The sequence below is a fragment of the Caballeronia insecticola genome, from assembly GCF_000402035.1.
GTDB classification, from domain to species: Bacteria; Pseudomonadota; Gammaproteobacteria; order Burkholderiales; family Burkholderiaceae; genus Caballeronia; species Caballeronia insecticola.
The window spans coordinates 2,080,689-2,096,787 of the sequence record NC_021287.1 but is presented as its reverse complement, the minus strand read 5'-3'; the positions used below and the strand labels follow the sequence as shown (position 1 = coordinate 2,096,787).

The 16,099-nt window shown below is 63.8% G+C and carries 16 protein-coding genes, 2 tRNA genes and 1 pseudogene; 8 read left to right on the top strand and 11 right to left on the bottom strand.

Annotated features, from left to right (window positions below):
* Nucleotides 1-17: 17 nt before the first annotated feature.
* From BRPE64_RS09705 to BRPE64_RS09695, 3 genes are all read right to left on the bottom strand, one after another.
* Entirely contained in the window at nt 18-839 is an 822-nt protein-coding gene (locus BRPE64_RS09705) for a helix-turn-helix transcriptional regulator (protein WP_016345914.1), read from the bottom strand.
* 74 nt (nt 840-913) lie between these two features.
* Complete coding sequence (locus tag BRPE64_RS09700; protein ID WP_044042094.1) at nt 914-1,402, bottom strand: CreA family protein; 489 nt, start codon at nt 1,400-1,402, stop codon at nt 914-916.
* 288 nt (nt 1,403-1,690) lie between these two features.
* Nucleotides 1,691-2,461 carry a FadR/GntR family transcriptional regulator gene (locus BRPE64_RS09695; protein ID WP_016345912.1) on the bottom strand — a complete coding sequence of 257 codons (771 nt, stop codon included), beginning with the start codon at nt 2,459-2,461 and terminating at the stop codon, nt 1,691-1,693.
* Between the two features lie 142 nt (nt 2,462-2,603).
* Here BRPE64_RS09695 and BRPE64_RS09690 point away from each other — a divergent pair, with 142 nt between their 5' ends.
* From BRPE64_RS09690 to BRPE64_RS09680, 3 genes are read left to right on the top strand one after another with little or no spacing between them, the layout of a single operon-like run.
* Entirely contained in the window at nt 2,604-3,347 is a 744-nt protein-coding gene (locus BRPE64_RS09690) for a (Fe-S)-binding protein (RefSeq protein ID WP_016345911.1), read from the top strand.
* Nucleotides 3,344-4,735, top strand: a complete 1,392-nt coding sequence (locus BRPE64_RS09685; protein ID WP_016345910.1) for a lactate utilization protein B — start codon at nt 3,344-3,346, stop codon at nt 4,733-4,735. Before BRPE64_RS09690 ends, BRPE64_RS09685 begins: the two co-directional genes overlap by 4 nt.
* Entirely contained in the window at nt 4,732-5,319 is a 588-nt protein-coding gene (locus BRPE64_RS09680) for a LutC/YkgG family protein (RefSeq protein ID WP_016345909.1), read from the top strand. The genes BRPE64_RS09685 and BRPE64_RS09680 overlap by 4 nt, the downstream gene beginning before the upstream one ends.
* Before the next feature lie 12 nt (nt 5,320-5,331).
* Here the strand turns inward: BRPE64_RS09680 and BRPE64_RS32280 are convergent.
* The 5 genes and pseudogenes from BRPE64_RS32280 to fdxA form a co-directional block, all read right to left on the bottom strand.
* Nucleotides 5,332-5,490: pseudogene (locus tag BRPE64_RS32280) on the bottom strand (lipid A hydroxylase LpxO); the annotation flags it as partial.
* 62 nt (nt 5,491-5,552) lie between these two features.
* Complete coding sequence (locus BRPE64_RS09675) at nt 5,553-6,728, bottom strand: acyltransferase family protein (RefSeq protein ID WP_016345907.1); 1,176 nt, start codon at nt 6,726-6,728, stop codon at nt 5,553-5,555.
* A gap of 342 nt (nt 6,729-7,070) precedes the next feature.
* Nucleotides 7,071-7,146: transfer RNA gene (locus BRPE64_RS09670), tRNA-Asn, on the bottom strand.
* Between the two features lie 77 nt (nt 7,147-7,223).
* A tRNA-Asn gene (locus BRPE64_RS09665) sits at nt 7,224-7,299 on the bottom strand.
* A 120-nt stretch (nt 7,300-7,419) separates the two neighbouring features.
* Nucleotides 7,420-7,743: a ferredoxin FdxA gene (fdxA, locus tag BRPE64_RS09660; RefSeq protein ID WP_044041465.1), complete on the bottom strand. Its 324-nt coding sequence runs from the start codon at nt 7,741-7,743 to the stop codon at nt 7,420-7,422.
* A 285-nt stretch (nt 7,744-8,028) separates the two neighbouring features.
* Here fdxA and pncB point away from each other — a divergent pair, with 285 nt between their 5' ends.
* The 5 genes from pncB (at nt 8,029) to BRPE64_RS09635 (ending at nt 13,876) form a co-directional block, all read left to right on the top strand.
* A complete protein-coding gene (pncB, locus tag BRPE64_RS09655; RefSeq protein ID WP_016345905.1) occupies nt 8,029-9,219 on the top strand; it encodes a nicotinate phosphoribosyltransferase in 1,191 nt (396 codons plus the stop codon).
* A 132-nt stretch (nt 9,220-9,351) separates the two neighbouring features.
* The gene (locus BRPE64_RS09650; protein ID WP_044042092.1) at nt 9,352-10,023 is read left to right on the top strand and encodes a LutC/YkgG family protein; all 672 of its coding nucleotides are present in this window, start codon (nt 9,352-9,354) and stop codon (nt 10,021-10,023) included.
* Nucleotides 10,024-10,028: 5 nt separating this feature from the next.
* Nucleotides 10,029-11,441: a sodium:proton antiporter gene (locus BRPE64_RS09645; RefSeq protein ID WP_016345903.1), complete on the top strand. Its 1,413-nt coding sequence runs from the start codon at nt 10,029-10,031 to the stop codon at nt 11,439-11,441.
* A gap of 9 nt (nt 11,442-11,450) precedes the next feature.
* Nucleotides 11,451-12,431, top strand: coding sequence for a 2-hydroxyacid dehydrogenase (locus BRPE64_RS09640; protein WP_016345902.1), 981 nt, complete (start codon nt 11,451-11,453; stop codon nt 12,429-12,431).
* A complete protein-coding gene (locus BRPE64_RS09635) occupies nt 12,428-13,876 on the top strand; it encodes a DNA recombination protein RmuC (protein ID WP_016345901.1) in 1,449 nt (482 codons plus the stop codon). Before BRPE64_RS09640 ends, BRPE64_RS09635 begins: the two co-directional genes overlap by 4 nt.
* Before the next feature lie 16 nt (nt 13,877-13,892).
* Here BRPE64_RS09635 and BRPE64_RS09630 read toward each other — a convergent pair whose 3' ends face one another.
* The 3 genes from BRPE64_RS09630 to moeA form a co-directional block, all read right to left on the bottom strand.
* A complete protein-coding gene (locus tag BRPE64_RS09630; protein WP_016345900.1) occupies nt 13,893-14,393 on the bottom strand; it encodes a GNAT family N-acetyltransferase in 501 nt (166 codons plus the stop codon).
* Nucleotides 14,390-14,665 (bottom strand): hypothetical protein, encoded by a 276-nt coding sequence (locus BRPE64_RS09625; protein WP_016345899.1) that lies wholly within the window; start codon nt 14,663-14,665, stop codon nt 14,390-14,392. Before BRPE64_RS09625 ends, BRPE64_RS09630 begins: the two co-directional genes overlap by 4 nt.
* Nucleotides 14,666-14,728: 63 nt before the next feature.
* Nucleotides 14,729-16,039, bottom strand: coding sequence for a molybdopterin molybdotransferase MoeA (moeA, locus tag BRPE64_RS09620; protein WP_016345898.1), 1,311 nt, complete (start codon nt 16,037-16,039; stop codon nt 14,729-14,731).
* Between the last annotated feature and the right edge of the window lie 60 nt (nt 16,040-16,099).

The following is a 16,099-nucleotide window of genomic DNA, read 5'->3' as shown; positions in this document are numbered from 1 at the left end:
TTATGCGTTCAGGCCGCTCAGCGCCAACGCCCCGGCGGCACGCCAAACGCGCGCTTGAAATGGCGCGTGAAATGGCTCTGGTCGGTGAAGCCGCTCGCCGCCGCGACGGCGGTAACGGATGCGCCCGCGCGCAACGCCGGCAGCGCCCGCACGATGCGCATCTGGTTGCGCCACGCGTGCGGCGCGAGTCCGGTTTCGCGCGTGAAGAGGCGTGCGGCGTGGAAGGTCGAGAGGCCGACCGTCTGCGCCAGTTCGGCGAGCGTCAGCGGTTCGAGCAGATCGTCGGCGAGGCGGGATTTCATCGTGGCGACGCGGTGCGCATCGGCGGCGAGCGGTTCGATGTCGACCCGTTCCAGCGCATGGCGGCCGATCAATGTAGTCACGGCATCGACGAGCGCCGTTTCAGCCGCAAGCGGATCGGCGCCGCCCTCCAGCAGACGATGCGCGATAACGAGCCGCCGCGCCAGATCGGCGTCACGGATGATGTCGTCGGGAAACCACGGCGACGCCGCCGGCCGTCCGGCCATCTCCCACGCAACATTTTCGACGAACGGCACCGGCAGATAGAACACGCGATAACGCCAGCCCGCATCGACGGCGCGCGCGCCCGTATGCACTTCGCCGGGATTGATCACCGGCACCGAGCCCGCTTCGGCTATGTGATGCGCGCCGCGATAGTCGAAGCACTCCGCGCCCGCTTCGATCACCGGCACCGTGTAGGCGTCGTGCCAGTGCGGCGTGAACTCGTGGTCGTAGTACTCCGCGGTGACCATGTCCGCGTCGGGCACGAGCGGCGAGCGCCAGTAGCGTGCAGCATCGCGGAAATGGGCGGCGGTCATGGTGCGCAAGTCGAGCGGAGAGCGGAATCGGTCAGTTTACAACTTTGTCGGCCGCTGGAACGGACGCTTTCATCTCACTTGACCGGTATGGTCGTGCCTTCGGGCACGGGCACCGCCGTCACGCTGTTCTTCGGACTGCCGGTCGCGATGCGGTCGCTATACGTCAGATAGACGAGCGTATTGCGCTTCGCATCGACGATACGAACCACATGCAGCGTCTTGAAGATGAACGACATGCCCGCCGAGAATACGTCGGTTTTCTGCTTGAGCGGCCCGGCAAACTTGATCGGCGCGACCTGCCGGCACGCGATCGACGCCTCCGACGGATCTTCCGCGATGCCGAGCGTGCCTTTCACGCCGCCCGTGCGCGCCCGCGACACATAGCAGGTCACGCCCTGCACAAGCGGATCGTCGTAGGCCTCGACGGAGACGCGATCCGAGCCGGTAAAGCGGAAGTTGGTGTTGACGCTGGCGATTTCCTCCGCGTGCGCGTGCGTCGCGCCGCAAAGAGTGACCAGCAGAGTCGCGAGCGATGCAGCCGATGCAAGGACGGAGCGTTTCATCGTCATCCTTCGGAAAAGAGAAAGGGCGTCGTATTGTATCGACGCCCTCGGCTCTTTTTGACGCATTGTGCTGCGCTTTGGTCTGTGAAAGATCAGTGAAAGATCAGGTACAGGATCACCAGCACCACGACCGGTACACCGAGCAGCCATCCGAGTAGATAAGGCATGTCATCCTCCCTTCGCGTGTGTGTGTTCGACGGTTTCAGTATCGCGAAGAGGGCGGCCGGGCGTTAGCCGTGTGCGTCCGAAAGCTGTGTAGGTCTTGTCCTATCGAAGCTTACGGATACATTACGTATTTGTCGCGCCATTGGCCGGGTGCGTCGCGCGGCCCGCGCGTGCCGGACGCTCGCGATACAGCGTGCGCACGTAATCCAGATGCGCGCCCGCGCATTCCCGCGCCCGCGACGGATCGCGCGCGACGATGGCATCGAAGATCGCGCGATGCTGCGCGAGCAGGTTCGCTTCGACATCGTCGTCGTAATCGACGAGACGGTGCGACGTGAGCATCGATTCGCGAACCAGTTCGTTGAGGCCGTGCATCACGTGCGTCAGCGCGACGTTGTGGGTCGCGTCGGCAATTGCCAGATGAAACGCCGCATCCTTTTCCGCGATGCGCGTGCTTTTCTCGGCGACGGCCGCCTGCAACGCCTCGAACGCCGCCGCGATGCGCGCGAGATCGGCCTGCGTGGCGCGCTCGGCGGCGTAGGCGGTCGACAGCGTCTCCAGGCCGTGACGGAGTTCCAGTACATCGGCGCTTGCGTTCGGCTGCTGTTCGAGGAGCGCCGCGAGCGGATGCGACACGAGCGGCGCCGTCACATCCGACACGACGAAGCCGCCGCGCCCGGCCGCGCGAATGAAGCCGTCCGATTCCAGCCGGATCAGCGCCTCACGCAACGACGGACGCGATACGTTCAGCTGCTCGGCCAGATCACGCTCGGCGGGGAGCCGCTGGCCGGGCAACAGCGTGCCGGTCGAAATCAGTTCGCGGATTTGTCCGGACACGACATCCGAGATGCGCACGCGGGCGTAGGAATGCGATTGGACAGGCTGGAAGGTCATCGTTCAGAAGTGGCTAAGGCAAAGGCGTGTCGGGTCCGACAAGACCAGTTTGACACGAAAGAGCCATCTCTTTAAAGTCTTGGTCAGACCAAGCTTACCAAAAAGCCCGTTCATCCCCGCGACATTCCCGCAATCGGACCTCATGAAAGTTGCCCTGTTCGTTCCCTGTTTCATCGACGCCTTCTATCCGCAGGTCGGCATCGCCACGCTCGAATTGCTCGAGCGTCTGGGGCTCGATGTCGACTATCCGCAGGACCAGACGTGCTGCGGCCAGCCCATGGCCAACAGCGGCGCGCACAAGGACGCCGCCGGCGCCGAGCGCGTGTTCGTGCGCAATTTCGCCGATTACGATTATGTGGTCGGGCCATCGGCGAGTTGCACGCATCATGTGCGCGAGCATTTCACCGCGATCGAGCAGACCAGCGCCGTGCAGAAGGTGCGCCGCAATACCTACGAGCTGGTCGAATTCCTGCACGACGTGCTCGATGTGCGCGAATTTCCGTGGGCCGAGTTTCCGCATCGGGTCGGGCTGCATAACAGTTGCAGCGCGGTGCGGCATCTGCGCGAGACATCGAATTCGGAAGTCGCGGCCACGCCTTTCTCGAAGCCGCGCGCGTTGCTCGAACGCGTGAAGGGCATCGAGTTCGTCGCGCCGGCGCGTCCCGATGAATGCTGCGGCTTCGGCGGCACGTTTTCCGTTACCGAAGAAGCCGTCTCCGTGCGCATGGGGCAGGACAAGGTGCGCGATCATGTCGGCGCGGGCGCGGAGTACATCGTGTCGGGCGACATGTCGTGCCTGATGCATCAGCAGGGCTGCGCCGAACGGCTGAAACTCGATGCGAAGTTCATCCACATTGCGCAGGTTCTGAACGGAGCGCAGGGATGAGCAAAACCGTTCGTATCGATCACGCGAAAGCCGCCGGCGCGTTTCTGCAGAAGCCGGATCACGTCGCCTTTCACGACAAGCGTCTGTGGGACTTGCGCATGAAACGCGACGCGCAGGCGCACGGCATTCCCGAGTGGGAGACGCTGCGCGATCTCGCGTCGGGCATCAAGGAACATACGCTGTCGAACCTCGCGGACTACATCGCGCAATTCGCGGATCAGGCCGCGAAAAACGGCGTCGTCGTGCACTTCGCCGCCGATGCGCAGGAGCACAACGAACTCGTCTACCAGCTGATGAGCGAGCGCGGCATGACATCGCTCGTCAAGAGCAAGTCGATGCTCACCGACGAGTGCTACATGCGCGACTATCTGGAGCCGCGCGGCATCACGGTGATGGAAACCGATCTCGGCGAGCGCATCCAGCAGCTCGATCATCAGGATCCGAGCCACATGGTCGTGCCGGCCGTGCACAAGCTGCGCGCGGACGTGGCCGAGCTGTTCGGCCGCACGATCGGCACCGATCCCGCCAACAGCGACATCCACTATCTCGCCGAAAGCCAGCGCATGAACACGCGGCCGTATTTCGTGCGCGAGAAGACGGCGGGCATGACCGGCTGCAACTTCGCGGTGGCGGAGACGGGCACGGTGGTCGTCTGCACGAACGAGGGCAACGCGGATTTGTCGGCGAACGTGCCGCCGCTGCATATTGCGTCGATCGGCATCGAGAAGCTGATTCCGACCATTGCCGATCTCGGCGTGTTCGTGCGCATGCTGTCGCGCAGCGCGCTCGGCTCGCCGATCACGCAGTACACGTCGCACTTTCGCGCGCCGCGGCCGGGCACGGAGATGCACTACATTCTGGTCGACAACGGCCGCTCCGAGCGTCTCGGCATGGACGACTTCTGGTACTCGCTCAAGTGCATCCGCTGCGGCGCGTGCATGAATACGTGTCCGGTGTATCGGCGCAGCGGCGGCTTGTCGTATGGCGGTACGTATTCCGGGCCGATCGGCGCGATCATCAATCCGACTTACGATCTGAAGCGCTACAGCGCGCTGCCGTTCGCCTCCACGATGAACGGCAGTTGCACCAACGTGTGTCCGGTGAAGGTGAACATCCACGAGCAGATCTACAAGTGGCGCGCGGTGATCGCGGAGAAGCACGAAGTGCCGTTCGTGAAGCAGGAAGTGCTGAAGATGGCGGGGCGCCTGCTCGCGAGTCCGACGCTGTATCGCGCGACGGTGGCCTCGCTCGGCGGCGCGCTCAAGCGCCTGCCCAACTTCGTGCTCTACAACCCGCTCAACATCTGGGGACGCCAGCGCGATCTGCCCGAAGCGCCCGCCGAAACATTTCACGAGTGGTACAAGAAAAACCGGAAGGCCGCCAAATGACGACTCGCGAAGCGTTTCTATCGAAGATCCGCGCGGCGCAACCCGCGTCGCGGCCGCGCCCCGACGTGCCGATTTTCGCCGCGCCGGAAGGCGAAGGCGACCTGAAGGGGCGCTTCAGCGCGGCGCTCACCGCGATGGGCGGAAGCTGCGTCGAGGCGGCGAGCCTCGCCGACGCGAACGCGTTCATCGCGTCGCGGTTTCCGGAGGCGAAGGTGATCGCCTCGGCGGTGCCGGGCATCGACGGCACGCGCGCGCTGTCGCCCGATACCGTGCCGGCGTCGCTTCAGGACGTCGATGTCGGCATCGTGCGCGGGCGCTTCGGCGTCGCGGAAACCGGTTCGGTGTGGTTCAGCGAGCGCGAGTACGTCGTGAATTCGATCGGCTATCTCGCGCAGCATCTCGTCGTGCTGCTCGATCCGGCGCAACTCGTCGAAGGCTTGCAGCAGGTTTATCGGCGGCCCGACTTCGCGGCGGCGCGCTATGCGGTGCTTGTGACCGGCCCGTCGGCGACGGCGGATATCGAAGGCGTGCTGATTCGCGGCGCGCAGGGCGTGCGCTCGCTGACGGTCGTGTGGCTTGCGTGAAGCCGCGCGCCTTCAGTGCTTCCAGAACAGCGCCGCGACGATACCCCCGAACAGCCACTTGACGACGTAGTTCACGGTCCGGTTCCACGCCTTGAGCCGCTTGCCGACGAGCCGGATCGAATAGAGATACTTGAACGCGCGAGTCAGCCCGCCGGTGCGGTCATGTTTTTCCTCCTTTGCGCTCAATCCGAAGTTATACAAAATCTGCCTGGACGGCGGCGATGCCGGCTTGATCAGGAACGCGAGGTTTCACCCACGGCGATATTCGCTTCGTTACCGCGCGCGGATTGGCGGGACATCGCGGGCCAGGCGAACGACAGCGCGCGGGCAACAGGGCGGAGCATGCGCCCGGCCGTCGCGATGATCTCGTTCTTGCGCTTCAGAATCGGCTTCTCGACGCAGTGCCACGAGAACGCGGCATAGGCGAGGCCGGCGGCAAGCGCGCACAGCGTCGCCAGCCAGATCACGCGATGCTGCGGAAACAGTTGCGCATAAGCCTGCTGGATCGGGAACGCGAAGAGATACAGCCCGTATGAATAGTCGCCGCGCAACAGGAACGTGCGCTTCGGCGGATTGAGCAGGCCGAGCCAGGCCGTCACGTATGCCGTCGGAAAGATCGAGAGATACGCCGTCCACGCATGGCGCGTGAGGAGGAAATGCAGCGCGAGGGCGAGCGCGAACAGGCCGCCGCTGAACGGAATGCGATCGCGGTAGAGATACGCGAGCACGCCGCCGAGAAAGCATCCGACGAGCAGCCGTCCGGGCGGCGTGTCGAACTGGATGGCGTTCGGGCGGTGCGCGAGCATGTAGGTGGCGCACACCATCATCACGCAGACGGCGAGCAGCAGCAGAAACCGGCGCTTGAGCCCGATCAGCGCGAACACCGTCAGGCAGATGTAGCACTCGAGTTCGAACGGAATCGTCCACAGGGAGACGTTGGTGATCGAGGGGAACGGGTTGTCGTCGAACAGGCCCGGCAGCGGGAACGTGATATAGCCGATGATGTTGTGGAAATACGCCCAGAACTCGTGCCGGGAGAAGTATTCGGAGAGCGGCAGCTTCGTGAGCAGGGGCCCGAGGATCAGCGCCGACAGCAGCACTTCCACGGCGAGCGCAGGGTAGAGGCGAATCGCGCGCAGCGAAAGAAACCGGCCGATGCTCTTCGTGCGCACGAGACTGCCGCTGACGAGAAAGCCGGAGAGCGCGAAGAACATCGGCAGAAGACCGCCGATCAGCATGCGCCAGCTGTCCCAGAGCGGCTGTTCGTAGCCGAAACCTTGCGTCGTGACGATGCTGTGCCAGCACACGACGCCGATCGCCAGCCCGATGCGCAGATAATCGAATCCGCTCGACGCCGAGCCGACCTGCTCGATGCGATCCGCGAGTGTGATGCCTTGCCTGAACCCCATGAGTTGCTCCCCGTATTGTGTTTATCCGGTTATCCGCGGAACAGCGCCTATCGAGTAATGTTGGTTAGGTAACCTAATTAGTCAGCGCCGACGCTCGTCCGTGAAAACCGAGGCTCAACGGTAATTCCTCGCAATACCTGCTTCTGTACGAGAAACCACTTTTGCACGAAGCACTTGCAGAATTAACGCCTAATGTGCGTCAGGTAGGCTAAATGAAAGGTTTTCTACGTTTTTATGGAGAGGAAGCGGGGGAAATTAGAGGCTTTGCTTCGACGCACTCGCGATTGAGCGGCGCAAATGCAAAAAGCCCAGTCAGACGACTGGGCTTTGCGTGGAAGCTTTTGGCTCCCCGACCTGGGCTCGAACCAGGGACCTACGGATTAACAGTCCGGCGCTCTACCAACTGAGCTATCGGGGAACAACTTGCACATCTACAACTGTGATAAAAAACCCAGCCGGTTGCTGGGTTCTTTGAAACCGTCTTGCTGAAGACTTTGGCTCCCCGACCTGGGCTCGAACCAGGGACCTACGGATTAACAGTCCGGCGCTCTACCAACTGAGCTATCGGGGAACATCTACAGCAGAGAAGCGGAATTATAGGGAGCCGTTGTTAGCGTGTCAACGCAGAAGAGTCATTTAACACACTTTTTTGCGTTGAAAAAACCGTGGCAGCGGCTCAATCCCGCGAATATCAACGCTCCAGCAGATTGAGCTTGTCCTTCACGTCCTTGAACTCGTCCGACTCGGGCAGCGGGGCCTTGGTCTTGGTGATGCTCGGCCAGTTGCGCGCGAGATCGGCGTTCAGTTCGGTGAAATGCTGTTGATCCCCGGGTACGTCTTCTTCGGCGTAGATCGCGTTGACCGGGCATTCGGCCACGCACACGGCGCAGTCGATGCACTCGTCCGGATCGATCGCGAGAAAGTTGGGACCTTCGCGGAAGCAATCCACCGGGCACACGTCCACGCAGTCAGTGAACTTGCACTTGATGCAGCTTTCGGTCACAACGTGAGTCATTCAGGCTCCTGCATGCGGAATTCGTGGGGGCGGCGCCCTGGGCGGCTGCATGGGCCGGGAGGTGCGCTTGCTGAAACGCGTATTGTAACGTAATGAGAAAAACGGGCACGAGCGCCGAACGGCCCGCTTTATATCGATTCGTGATTTATGTATGCATAGTTTCCGAAAGAGCGGGTCATGCGAAATGCGGGCGGGAACATTCGGGTAACATGGTCCTGAAGACCCAGCGACACGCGGGCTCGACCCGGCGCGCCGTCCATTCGCGTGGAAGTTCCAGTCACAACCATGATCATCAATTCGCTGCTCGATACCGATCTCTACAAATTCACGATGATGCAGGTCGTGCTGCATCATTTCCCCGCGGCGCATGTCGAATATCGCTTCCGGTGCCGCACGCCGAACGTCGACCTCGTTCCGTACATTGACGAAATCCGCGACGAAGTCCGCCAGCTCTGCAATCTGCGCTTCAAGGAAGAGGAACTGGATTACCTCCGGCGCATGCGCTTCATCAAGAGCGATTTCATCGATTTCCTCGATCTGTTTCACCTGAACGAGAAATCCATCCGGATTGCGCCTTCGCCCAAGAACAACGGCGAGATCGATATCGAGATCGTCGGGCCGTGGCTGCATACGATCCTGTTCGAAATTCCGGTGCTCGCGATCGTCAACGAGGTCTATTTCCGCAACACGCAGCGCAAGCCGGAGTACGAAATCGGCCGCGAACGCCTGCGCGACAAGATCAGCCTGCTCGCCACGCCGCCTGAATATTCCGACTGCAAGATCGCCGATTACGGCACGCGCCGGCGCTTCTCGGGGCAGTGGCACGAGGAAGTCGTGCTGACGCTCAAGGAGCGGCTCGGCGCGCAGTTCGCCGGCACGAGCAACGTCTATTACGCGATGAAGCACGGCTTGCGGCCGCTCGGCACGATGGCGCACGAGTACCTTCAGGCATGTCAGGCGCTGGGTCCCCGCCTGCGCGACTCGCAAATCTTCGGCTTCGAAATGTGGGCGAAGGAATATCGCGGCGATCTGGGCATCGCACTGTCGGACGTCTACGGCATGAAGGCGTTCCTGCGCGACTTCGACATGTACTTCTGCAAGCTGTTCGACGGCGCGCGCCACGATTCCGGCGACCCGTTCGACTGGGGCGAGCGCCTCATCCGGCATTACGAGGAAAACCGCTGCGATCCGCGCACCAAGATCCTCGTCTTTTCCGACGCGCTCGACGTGCCCCGCGTGCTGCAACTCTACGAACGTTTCCGCGGGCGCTGTCAGCTGGCATTCGGCGTCGGCACGAATCTCACCAACGATCTCGGCTATCAACCGCTGCAGATCGTCATCAAGATGGTCCGCTGTAACGGGCAGCCGGTCGCGAAACTCTCGGATTCTCCCGGCAAGAACATGTGCGACGACCGCGCGTATCTGGCGTATCTGCGTCAGGTGTTCGGTATCGAGCAGCCCGTGGGCGAGATCTGATTCGTCGCGGCTTCGTGCACGCGGCTTATGCCGTCCGGCCGAGGTTCGTGCGCGAACCTCGCTCGCTATAATTTGCTCGCGCCGTTGATCGACGCGCGGCGCATATACCCACGCATTCACGAGGACGGCACCATGGATACATCGGCCGCGCGCCGCACTATTCTCGCGCGCATTCGCAGCGCGCAAGGCCGTCATGGCGCACCGACGGATGCCGAACGCGCGGCGGCGCAAGAGTATGTGGAGCGCCATCCGGCAGGGCCGCGTCCGCCGCTGCCGCAAACGCGTGACGAACTCATCGCGCGCTTCACGCTTGAAGCGGAGCGTCTGTCTACCACCGTCGCCGAAGTCGACGCGCTCGCGCATGCGCCCGCCGAAACCGCGCGCTATCTCCGGTCGCTGAATCTGCCGGTCGAGGTCGTCGCGTGGCCCGCGCTCGGTGATCTTCCGTGGGCCGAGGCGGGCATCGCGGCCGCGCTGCGCAAGCCGGCTGACGCTGATCTCGTCGGCATCACGGGGTGCTTTTGCGCCACGGCCGAAACCGGTTCGCTCGTGTTGTTGTCCGGCGCCGACACGCCCGCATCCGGCGCGCTCTTGCCGCAGACGCATATCGCGATCGTGCCGGCGTCGCGCATCGTCGCCGCGCACGAAGACGCGTTCGCGCTCATGCGCGCGGAACGGGGCGAACTGCCGCGCGCGGTCAACTTCGTGTCGGGGCCGTCGCGTACCGGTGACATCGAGCAGACCATCGTGCTCGGGGCGCACGGACCGTATCGCGTGCATGTGATCGTCGTGCGCGGAGCCTGAGGCCGATGCGCCGTATCGTTTCCGGCGCCGTGTTCGCCGCGCTGGCGCTGGTGAATGCGCCGGCCGTGGCGGCGACCCTCGACGGCACGAAGCTTTCCGCCGCGTGGGGCATTCCGTTTGCCGGCGTGCTGCTGTCCATCGCCGTTTTTCCGCTCGTCGCACCGAGGCTCTGGCATCACCATTTCGGCAAGATCGCGGCCGCGTGGGCGCTCGCGTTCCTCGTGCCGTTCGCGTTCGCCTTCGGCGCCGCCACGGCGGGCGGCGTACTGATTCACGCGATGCTCGAAGAATACGTGCCGTTCATCATTCTGCTGGCGGCGCTCTTCACGGTCGCGGGCGGTATCTGCGTGCGCGGCAATCTGCACGGCTCGGCGCGCCTCAATACCGGCATCCTCGCGCTCGGCGCCGGGCTCGCGAGCATCATGGGCACGACGGGCGCGGCCATGCTGCTGATCCGTCCGCTGCTGCGCGCCAACGACAATCGCAAGCACGCCGTGCATGTCGTCGTGTTCTTTATTTTTCTCGTCGCGAACGCGGGCGGCTCGCTTACGCCGCTCGGCGATCCTCCGTTGTTCCTGGGCTTTCTGAACGGCGTCGGCTTTTTCTGGACCACCGTGCATCTCGCCTGGCCGATGCTCTTCGTCTGCGTCGTGCTGCTTGCGCTCTTCTATATGCTCGACAGTTACTACTGGCGCAGGCACGACGCAAAGCGCCCCTTTCTCGATCCGACGCCGGACACGCCCCCGCTCGGCATCGACGGCAAGATCAACTTCGCGCTGCTCGGGGCGATCATCGCGCTCGTGCTGATGAGCGGCCTCTGGAAGCCGGGCATCGCGTTCGATGTGTTCGGCACGCAGGTGCAGTTGCAGAATCTCGTGCGCGATGTCCTGCTCGTTGCGGTGCTGCTTGCGTCGCTCGCGCTCACGCCTAAAAGCGCGCGCGCGGGCAACGCGTTCGACTGGGCGCCCATCGAGGAAGTCGCGAAACTCTTCGCGGCAATCTTCGTGACTATCGCGCCGGTCATCACCATCTTGCGCGCGGGCGAGGCGGGTGCGTTTGCCGGCATCGTCCACGCGGTGTCCGATGCGCACGGCAAGCCGGTTGATCTCGCCTATTTCTGGGCAACGGGCCTGCTTTCCTCGTTCCTCGACAACGCGCCGACCTATCTCGTGTTCTTCAATCTCGCGGGCGGCGACGCCCGCACGCTGATGACCACCGACGCCACGACGCTCGCCGCCATCTCCGCGGGCGCAGTGTTCATGGGCGCGAACACGTATATCGGCAACGCGCCGAATTTCATGGTGAAGGCGATCGCCGAATCGCGCGGCATGCGCATGCCGGGGTTCTTCGGCTATATGGCGTGGTCGGGCATCGTCTTGCTGCCGCTTTTCGCCGTTCTGGGCTGGCTATTTTTTTAGGAGCATTCGATGAAGAAGGTACTTGTCGCGCGTCCCACCTTTCCCGATGTGATCGAACGCCTGAAACAGTATTTCGATGTCGACGCAAACCTGGGCGACGTGCTCTCGCAAGACGAGTTCGCGCGGCGTCTCGCCGACCGGGATGGCGCGTTCACCGCGGGCGAGTGGGTCGGCGAGAAGGAACTGGCAGGCGCGCCGAACCTGAAGGTCGTGGCGAACATGGCGGTCGGCTACAACAACTTCGACATGCACGCGTTCGATGCGCACAAGGTGCTCGGCACCAATACTCCGAACGTTCTGAACGAAACCACCGCCGATTTCGGCTGGGCGCTGATGATGGCGGCGGCGCGCCGCGTCACCGAGTCCGAGCACTATCTGCGCGCGGGCAAGTGGCAGAAGTGGTCGTTCGATTCGTTCCTGGGTACGGACGTGTACGGCTCGACGCTCGGCGTGATCGGCATGGGACGCATCGGTCAGGCGCTCGCGCGCCGGGCGGCCGGTTTCGGCATGCGCGTGATGTATCACAACCGCTCGCGCGTGGCGCCGGAGATCGAGACCGAACTCAATGCCGAATATGCGTCGAAGGAAGATCTGCTCAAGCGCGCGGATCACGTCGTGCTCGTCGTGCCGTACTCGAAGGAAAGCCATCACACGATCGGCGCGGCCGAACTCGCGCTGATGAAGCCGAGCGCGACGCTTACCAATATTGCGCGCGGCGGTATCGTCGATGACGCGGCATTGATCGTCGCGTTGCGCGAGAAGCGCATTGCAGCCGCGGGCATCGACGTATTCGAGGGCGAGCCGAACTTCAACCGGGATTTCCTCGCGCTCAACAACGTCGTGTTGACGCCGCACATCGCGAGCGCAACCGAAAGCACGCGCCGCGCAATGGCCAATCTCGCGGCCGACAATCTCATCGCCGGGCTGGGCGAAGGGCCGCGCGCCGGAAATCCGCCGAACCCCATCAACCCGGATGTGCTGAAGAAATGACGGATTTGCTGTTAGGCGCGGTCGCCGTGCTGGCGGTCGCGCTGGTGGTGGCGCTCGTTGCGCTCGTCATGTCGATGCGGCGCGGCTCGAACGCGGACATCTACGCGGAATTCGAGGCGCTCACGGACCGCGTCATTGATATGGGCGAGGCGCACTCGCGCGCGCAGGAGCGGCTCGAACGCGGCCTGCGCGGCGATATCGCGGAGAGCGCGCGCGTATCGCGCATGGAATCGCAGAGCGGATTCACGCAGTTCCACCAGACGCTGGCGACGCAACTCGCGAGCACGTCGAGCGTGCAGAACGCGCAGTTCGACGCGCTCGCGCAGCAGCTCGCGCAACAGAGTCAGCAGGCGCGCGAGGATCAGGGCAACGCGCTGAAGCGTTTCGCCGATTCCGTGTCGCTGCATCTTTCGCAACTGTCGGAGGCGAACGAGCGGCGTCTCGGCGAAGTGCGCGCGACGCTCGAAGCGCGGCTGAAGGACATCGAGGCGAACAACGCAACGAAGCTCGACGAAATGCGCCGCACCGTCGACGAGAAACTGCACGCGACGCTCGAACAGCGACTCGGCGAGTCGTTCAAGCTCGTGTCGGACCGGCTGGAGCAAGTGCATCGCGGGCTCGGCGAGATGCAGACGCTCGCGGCGGGCGTCGGCGATCTGAAGAAGGTGCTGACCAACGTCAAGACGCGCGGCATCTGGGGCGAAGTGCAACTGGAATCGCTGCTCGAACAGCTGCTCACGCCCGATCAATACGCGAAGAACGTCGCGACCATTCCGAAGAGCAACGAGCGCGTGGAGTTCGCCATCAAGCTGCCCGGCCGGCACGACGCACCCGGTGCGCCGGGCGATGCGGCCACGCCGGTCTGGTTGCCCATCGACGCGAAGTTTCCGCGTGAAGACTACGAGCGTCTGATCGATGCACAGGAGCGTGCCGATCCGGCGGCGGTCGAGGACGCATCCCGCGCGCTCGAAGGACGCTTGCGTGCGGAGGCGAAATCGATCGCGCAGAAGTACGTCGCGCCGCCGCACACTACGGACTTCGCGCTGCTGTTCCTGCCGACCGAAGGGCTCTATGCGGAAGTGCTGCGCCGCCCGGGCCTGAGCGATTCGTTGCAGCGGGAATTTCGCGTGAGCATCGCGGGGCCCACCACGCTGACCGCGTTGCTCAACAGCCTGCAGATGGGCTTCCGCACGCTCGCTATCGAAAAACGTTCGAGCGAAGTGTGGCAGGTGCTCGGCGCGGTGAAGACCGAGTTCGGTAAATTCGGTGAGGTGTTGGCGAGAACGAAGTCGCAACTCGAAACCGTCACGCGTTCGATCGAAGCGGCGCAGACCCGCACGCGGCAGATGGACCGGCGCCTGCGCGATGTCGAGGCGCTGCCGGGAGAACAGGCGACGGGATTGCTGGGCAGCGCGTCATCGCCCGAAAGCGACGACGACATCTGATCTGATTCAGCCAGCGTCAGCCGGCGAGGCGTTCGAGCGGCTCGCCGGTCACGCGCACGATGCGCCAGTCGGGCAGCACGGTCGCGCCCATCTTTTCGTAGAAGTCGATGGCGTTCTGATTCCAGTCGAGCACCGACCATTCGAAGCGGCCGCACTGGCGCTCGACCGCGAGCGCGGCGAGCTTCTTGAGCATCAGCGTGCCGAGGCCGCTGCCGCGCATCGAAGGACGGACATAGAGGTCTTCCAGATAAAGACCGCGTTTGCCGAGGAAAGTCGAGAAGTTCTGGAAGAACAGCGCGTAACTCACGATCTCGCCGTCCCGCTCGGCGACCAGCGCTTCGGCAGCCGGGCGTGCGCCGAAGAGCGCGTCGTGCACGCCTTCTTCCGTGGCGATGAACAAATGCGTGAGCTTCTCGAACTCGGCGAGTTCGTACATCAGCGCGAAGATCGCAGGGATGTCCGCGGGCGTGGCCGCGCGGATCGTGGCAACCGCTGATGTGCGTGCCGTATCGTTCATGCTTCCTCCGGCGCGTCGGACAACACGATCTCGATGCCGCCGAAACGCGACGCCACCCAGTTGTACGCGTGGCACGCGATCCACAGCAGGATGAAGCCGAGAATTGCGTTGAGCAACAGCGCGCTCGTGACCGTGCTCACTTCCACCGAGCCGTAGCGCACGAACGCGACGACCACGCCGAGCAGCACGATCGGCACGCTGAAGGTCAGATACACGAGGATCAGCGCCTTGGCGGTCTGTCCTGGTGCGATGAATGTGATCTGTTTTTTCATGGAAGGAAGCCCCGTCTATCTATGTAGGAATGTATGTTTCGGCGGCACCGCATCGAGCGTCCGTCAGATCAGGCCGTCGAAGGGCACGATCTCGACGTCTTCGCCGGCGTCGATCTCGCCGCGCGCGTGTTCCAGCACGATGAAGCAGTTCGCTTCGCTCATCGAACTGAGCACGCCGGATCCCTGCGAACCGGTCGTGACGACGCTCCAGCGGCCGTCGGCCTCGCGCGTGGCGATGCCGCGCTGGAACTCGGTGCGGCCCGCGCGTTTTTTGATCGGCTCGGCAGCGCGCGCGCGGATGACCGTGAGCGGCTGGTGCGCCGCGCCCGACATCGCGAGCAATGCCTCGCGCACGATGAAGTAGAAGGTCGCCATCACGGCGACCGGGTTGCCCGGCAATCCGAAGAACAGCGCCGGTTTGCCCGCGCCCGGACGCGCGCCCGACCACAGGCGGCCGAACGCGAGCGGCCGGCCGGGGCGCATCGCGATTTTCCAGAACGCGATGTCGCCAAGCGAACTCATCAGCTCGCGCGTGAAATCGGCGTCGCCGACCGACACGCCGCCCGAACTGATCACGACATCCGCGCGTGCAGTCGCCTCGCGCAGCGCCTTTTCGAGCGATGCACGGTCGTCGCGCACGACGCCGAGATCGATCGTCTCGACGCCCAGACGTTTGAGCATCGCGAAGAGGGTGTAGCGGTTGCTGTCGTAGACGCTGCCCGGACTCAATGTTTCGCCGACTGAACGCAACTCGTCGCCCGTCGAAAAGAAGGCCACGACGAGACGCTTGTGTACCGACACGTCGGCAATGCCGAGCGACGCGAGCAAACCGAGATCGGACGCGCGCACGATGCGCCCGGCGAGCAACGCGGGCTTGCCCTTCGCGAGATCTTCGCCGGACAGACGGCGGTTTTGTCCCGCGCGGATTTTCGCGGCGGCGAAGCGGATCGTGTCGCCCGCGCGCGTGACGTGTTCCTGCGGAATCACCGTGTCGCAACCGGCGGGCATCAGCGCGCCCGTCATGATGCGCACGCATTCGGCGGCGCCCGGCGTGGCCGCGAACGGGCGGCCGGCGAACGCCGTGCCCGCGACGGCGAGATCGATCGTGTCGCTGCCGCTGCTGCGTGCGAGCGCCGCGCCGGAGAACGCGTAGCCGTCCATGGCGGAGTTATCGAAGGCGGGCACGTCGATGGGCGAGATCACGTCTTCAGCGAGCACGCGGCCGAGCGCATCGTGCAGGCTCACGCGTTCCGTCTGTGCGTTGGACGCGCGCGGCATTGCCCACTGGCGCACGATTTCCTGCGCCGCCTCGACAGGCAGCGCATTCGGATCGTACTGAGCGACGCAAGCGGAAAAATCCTTGGACGTGGTCATGAATCGGAGTGGATCGCGCGCTGGATGGGCGATGAAGCGGCCCCGCGCCGTGAGATGGTC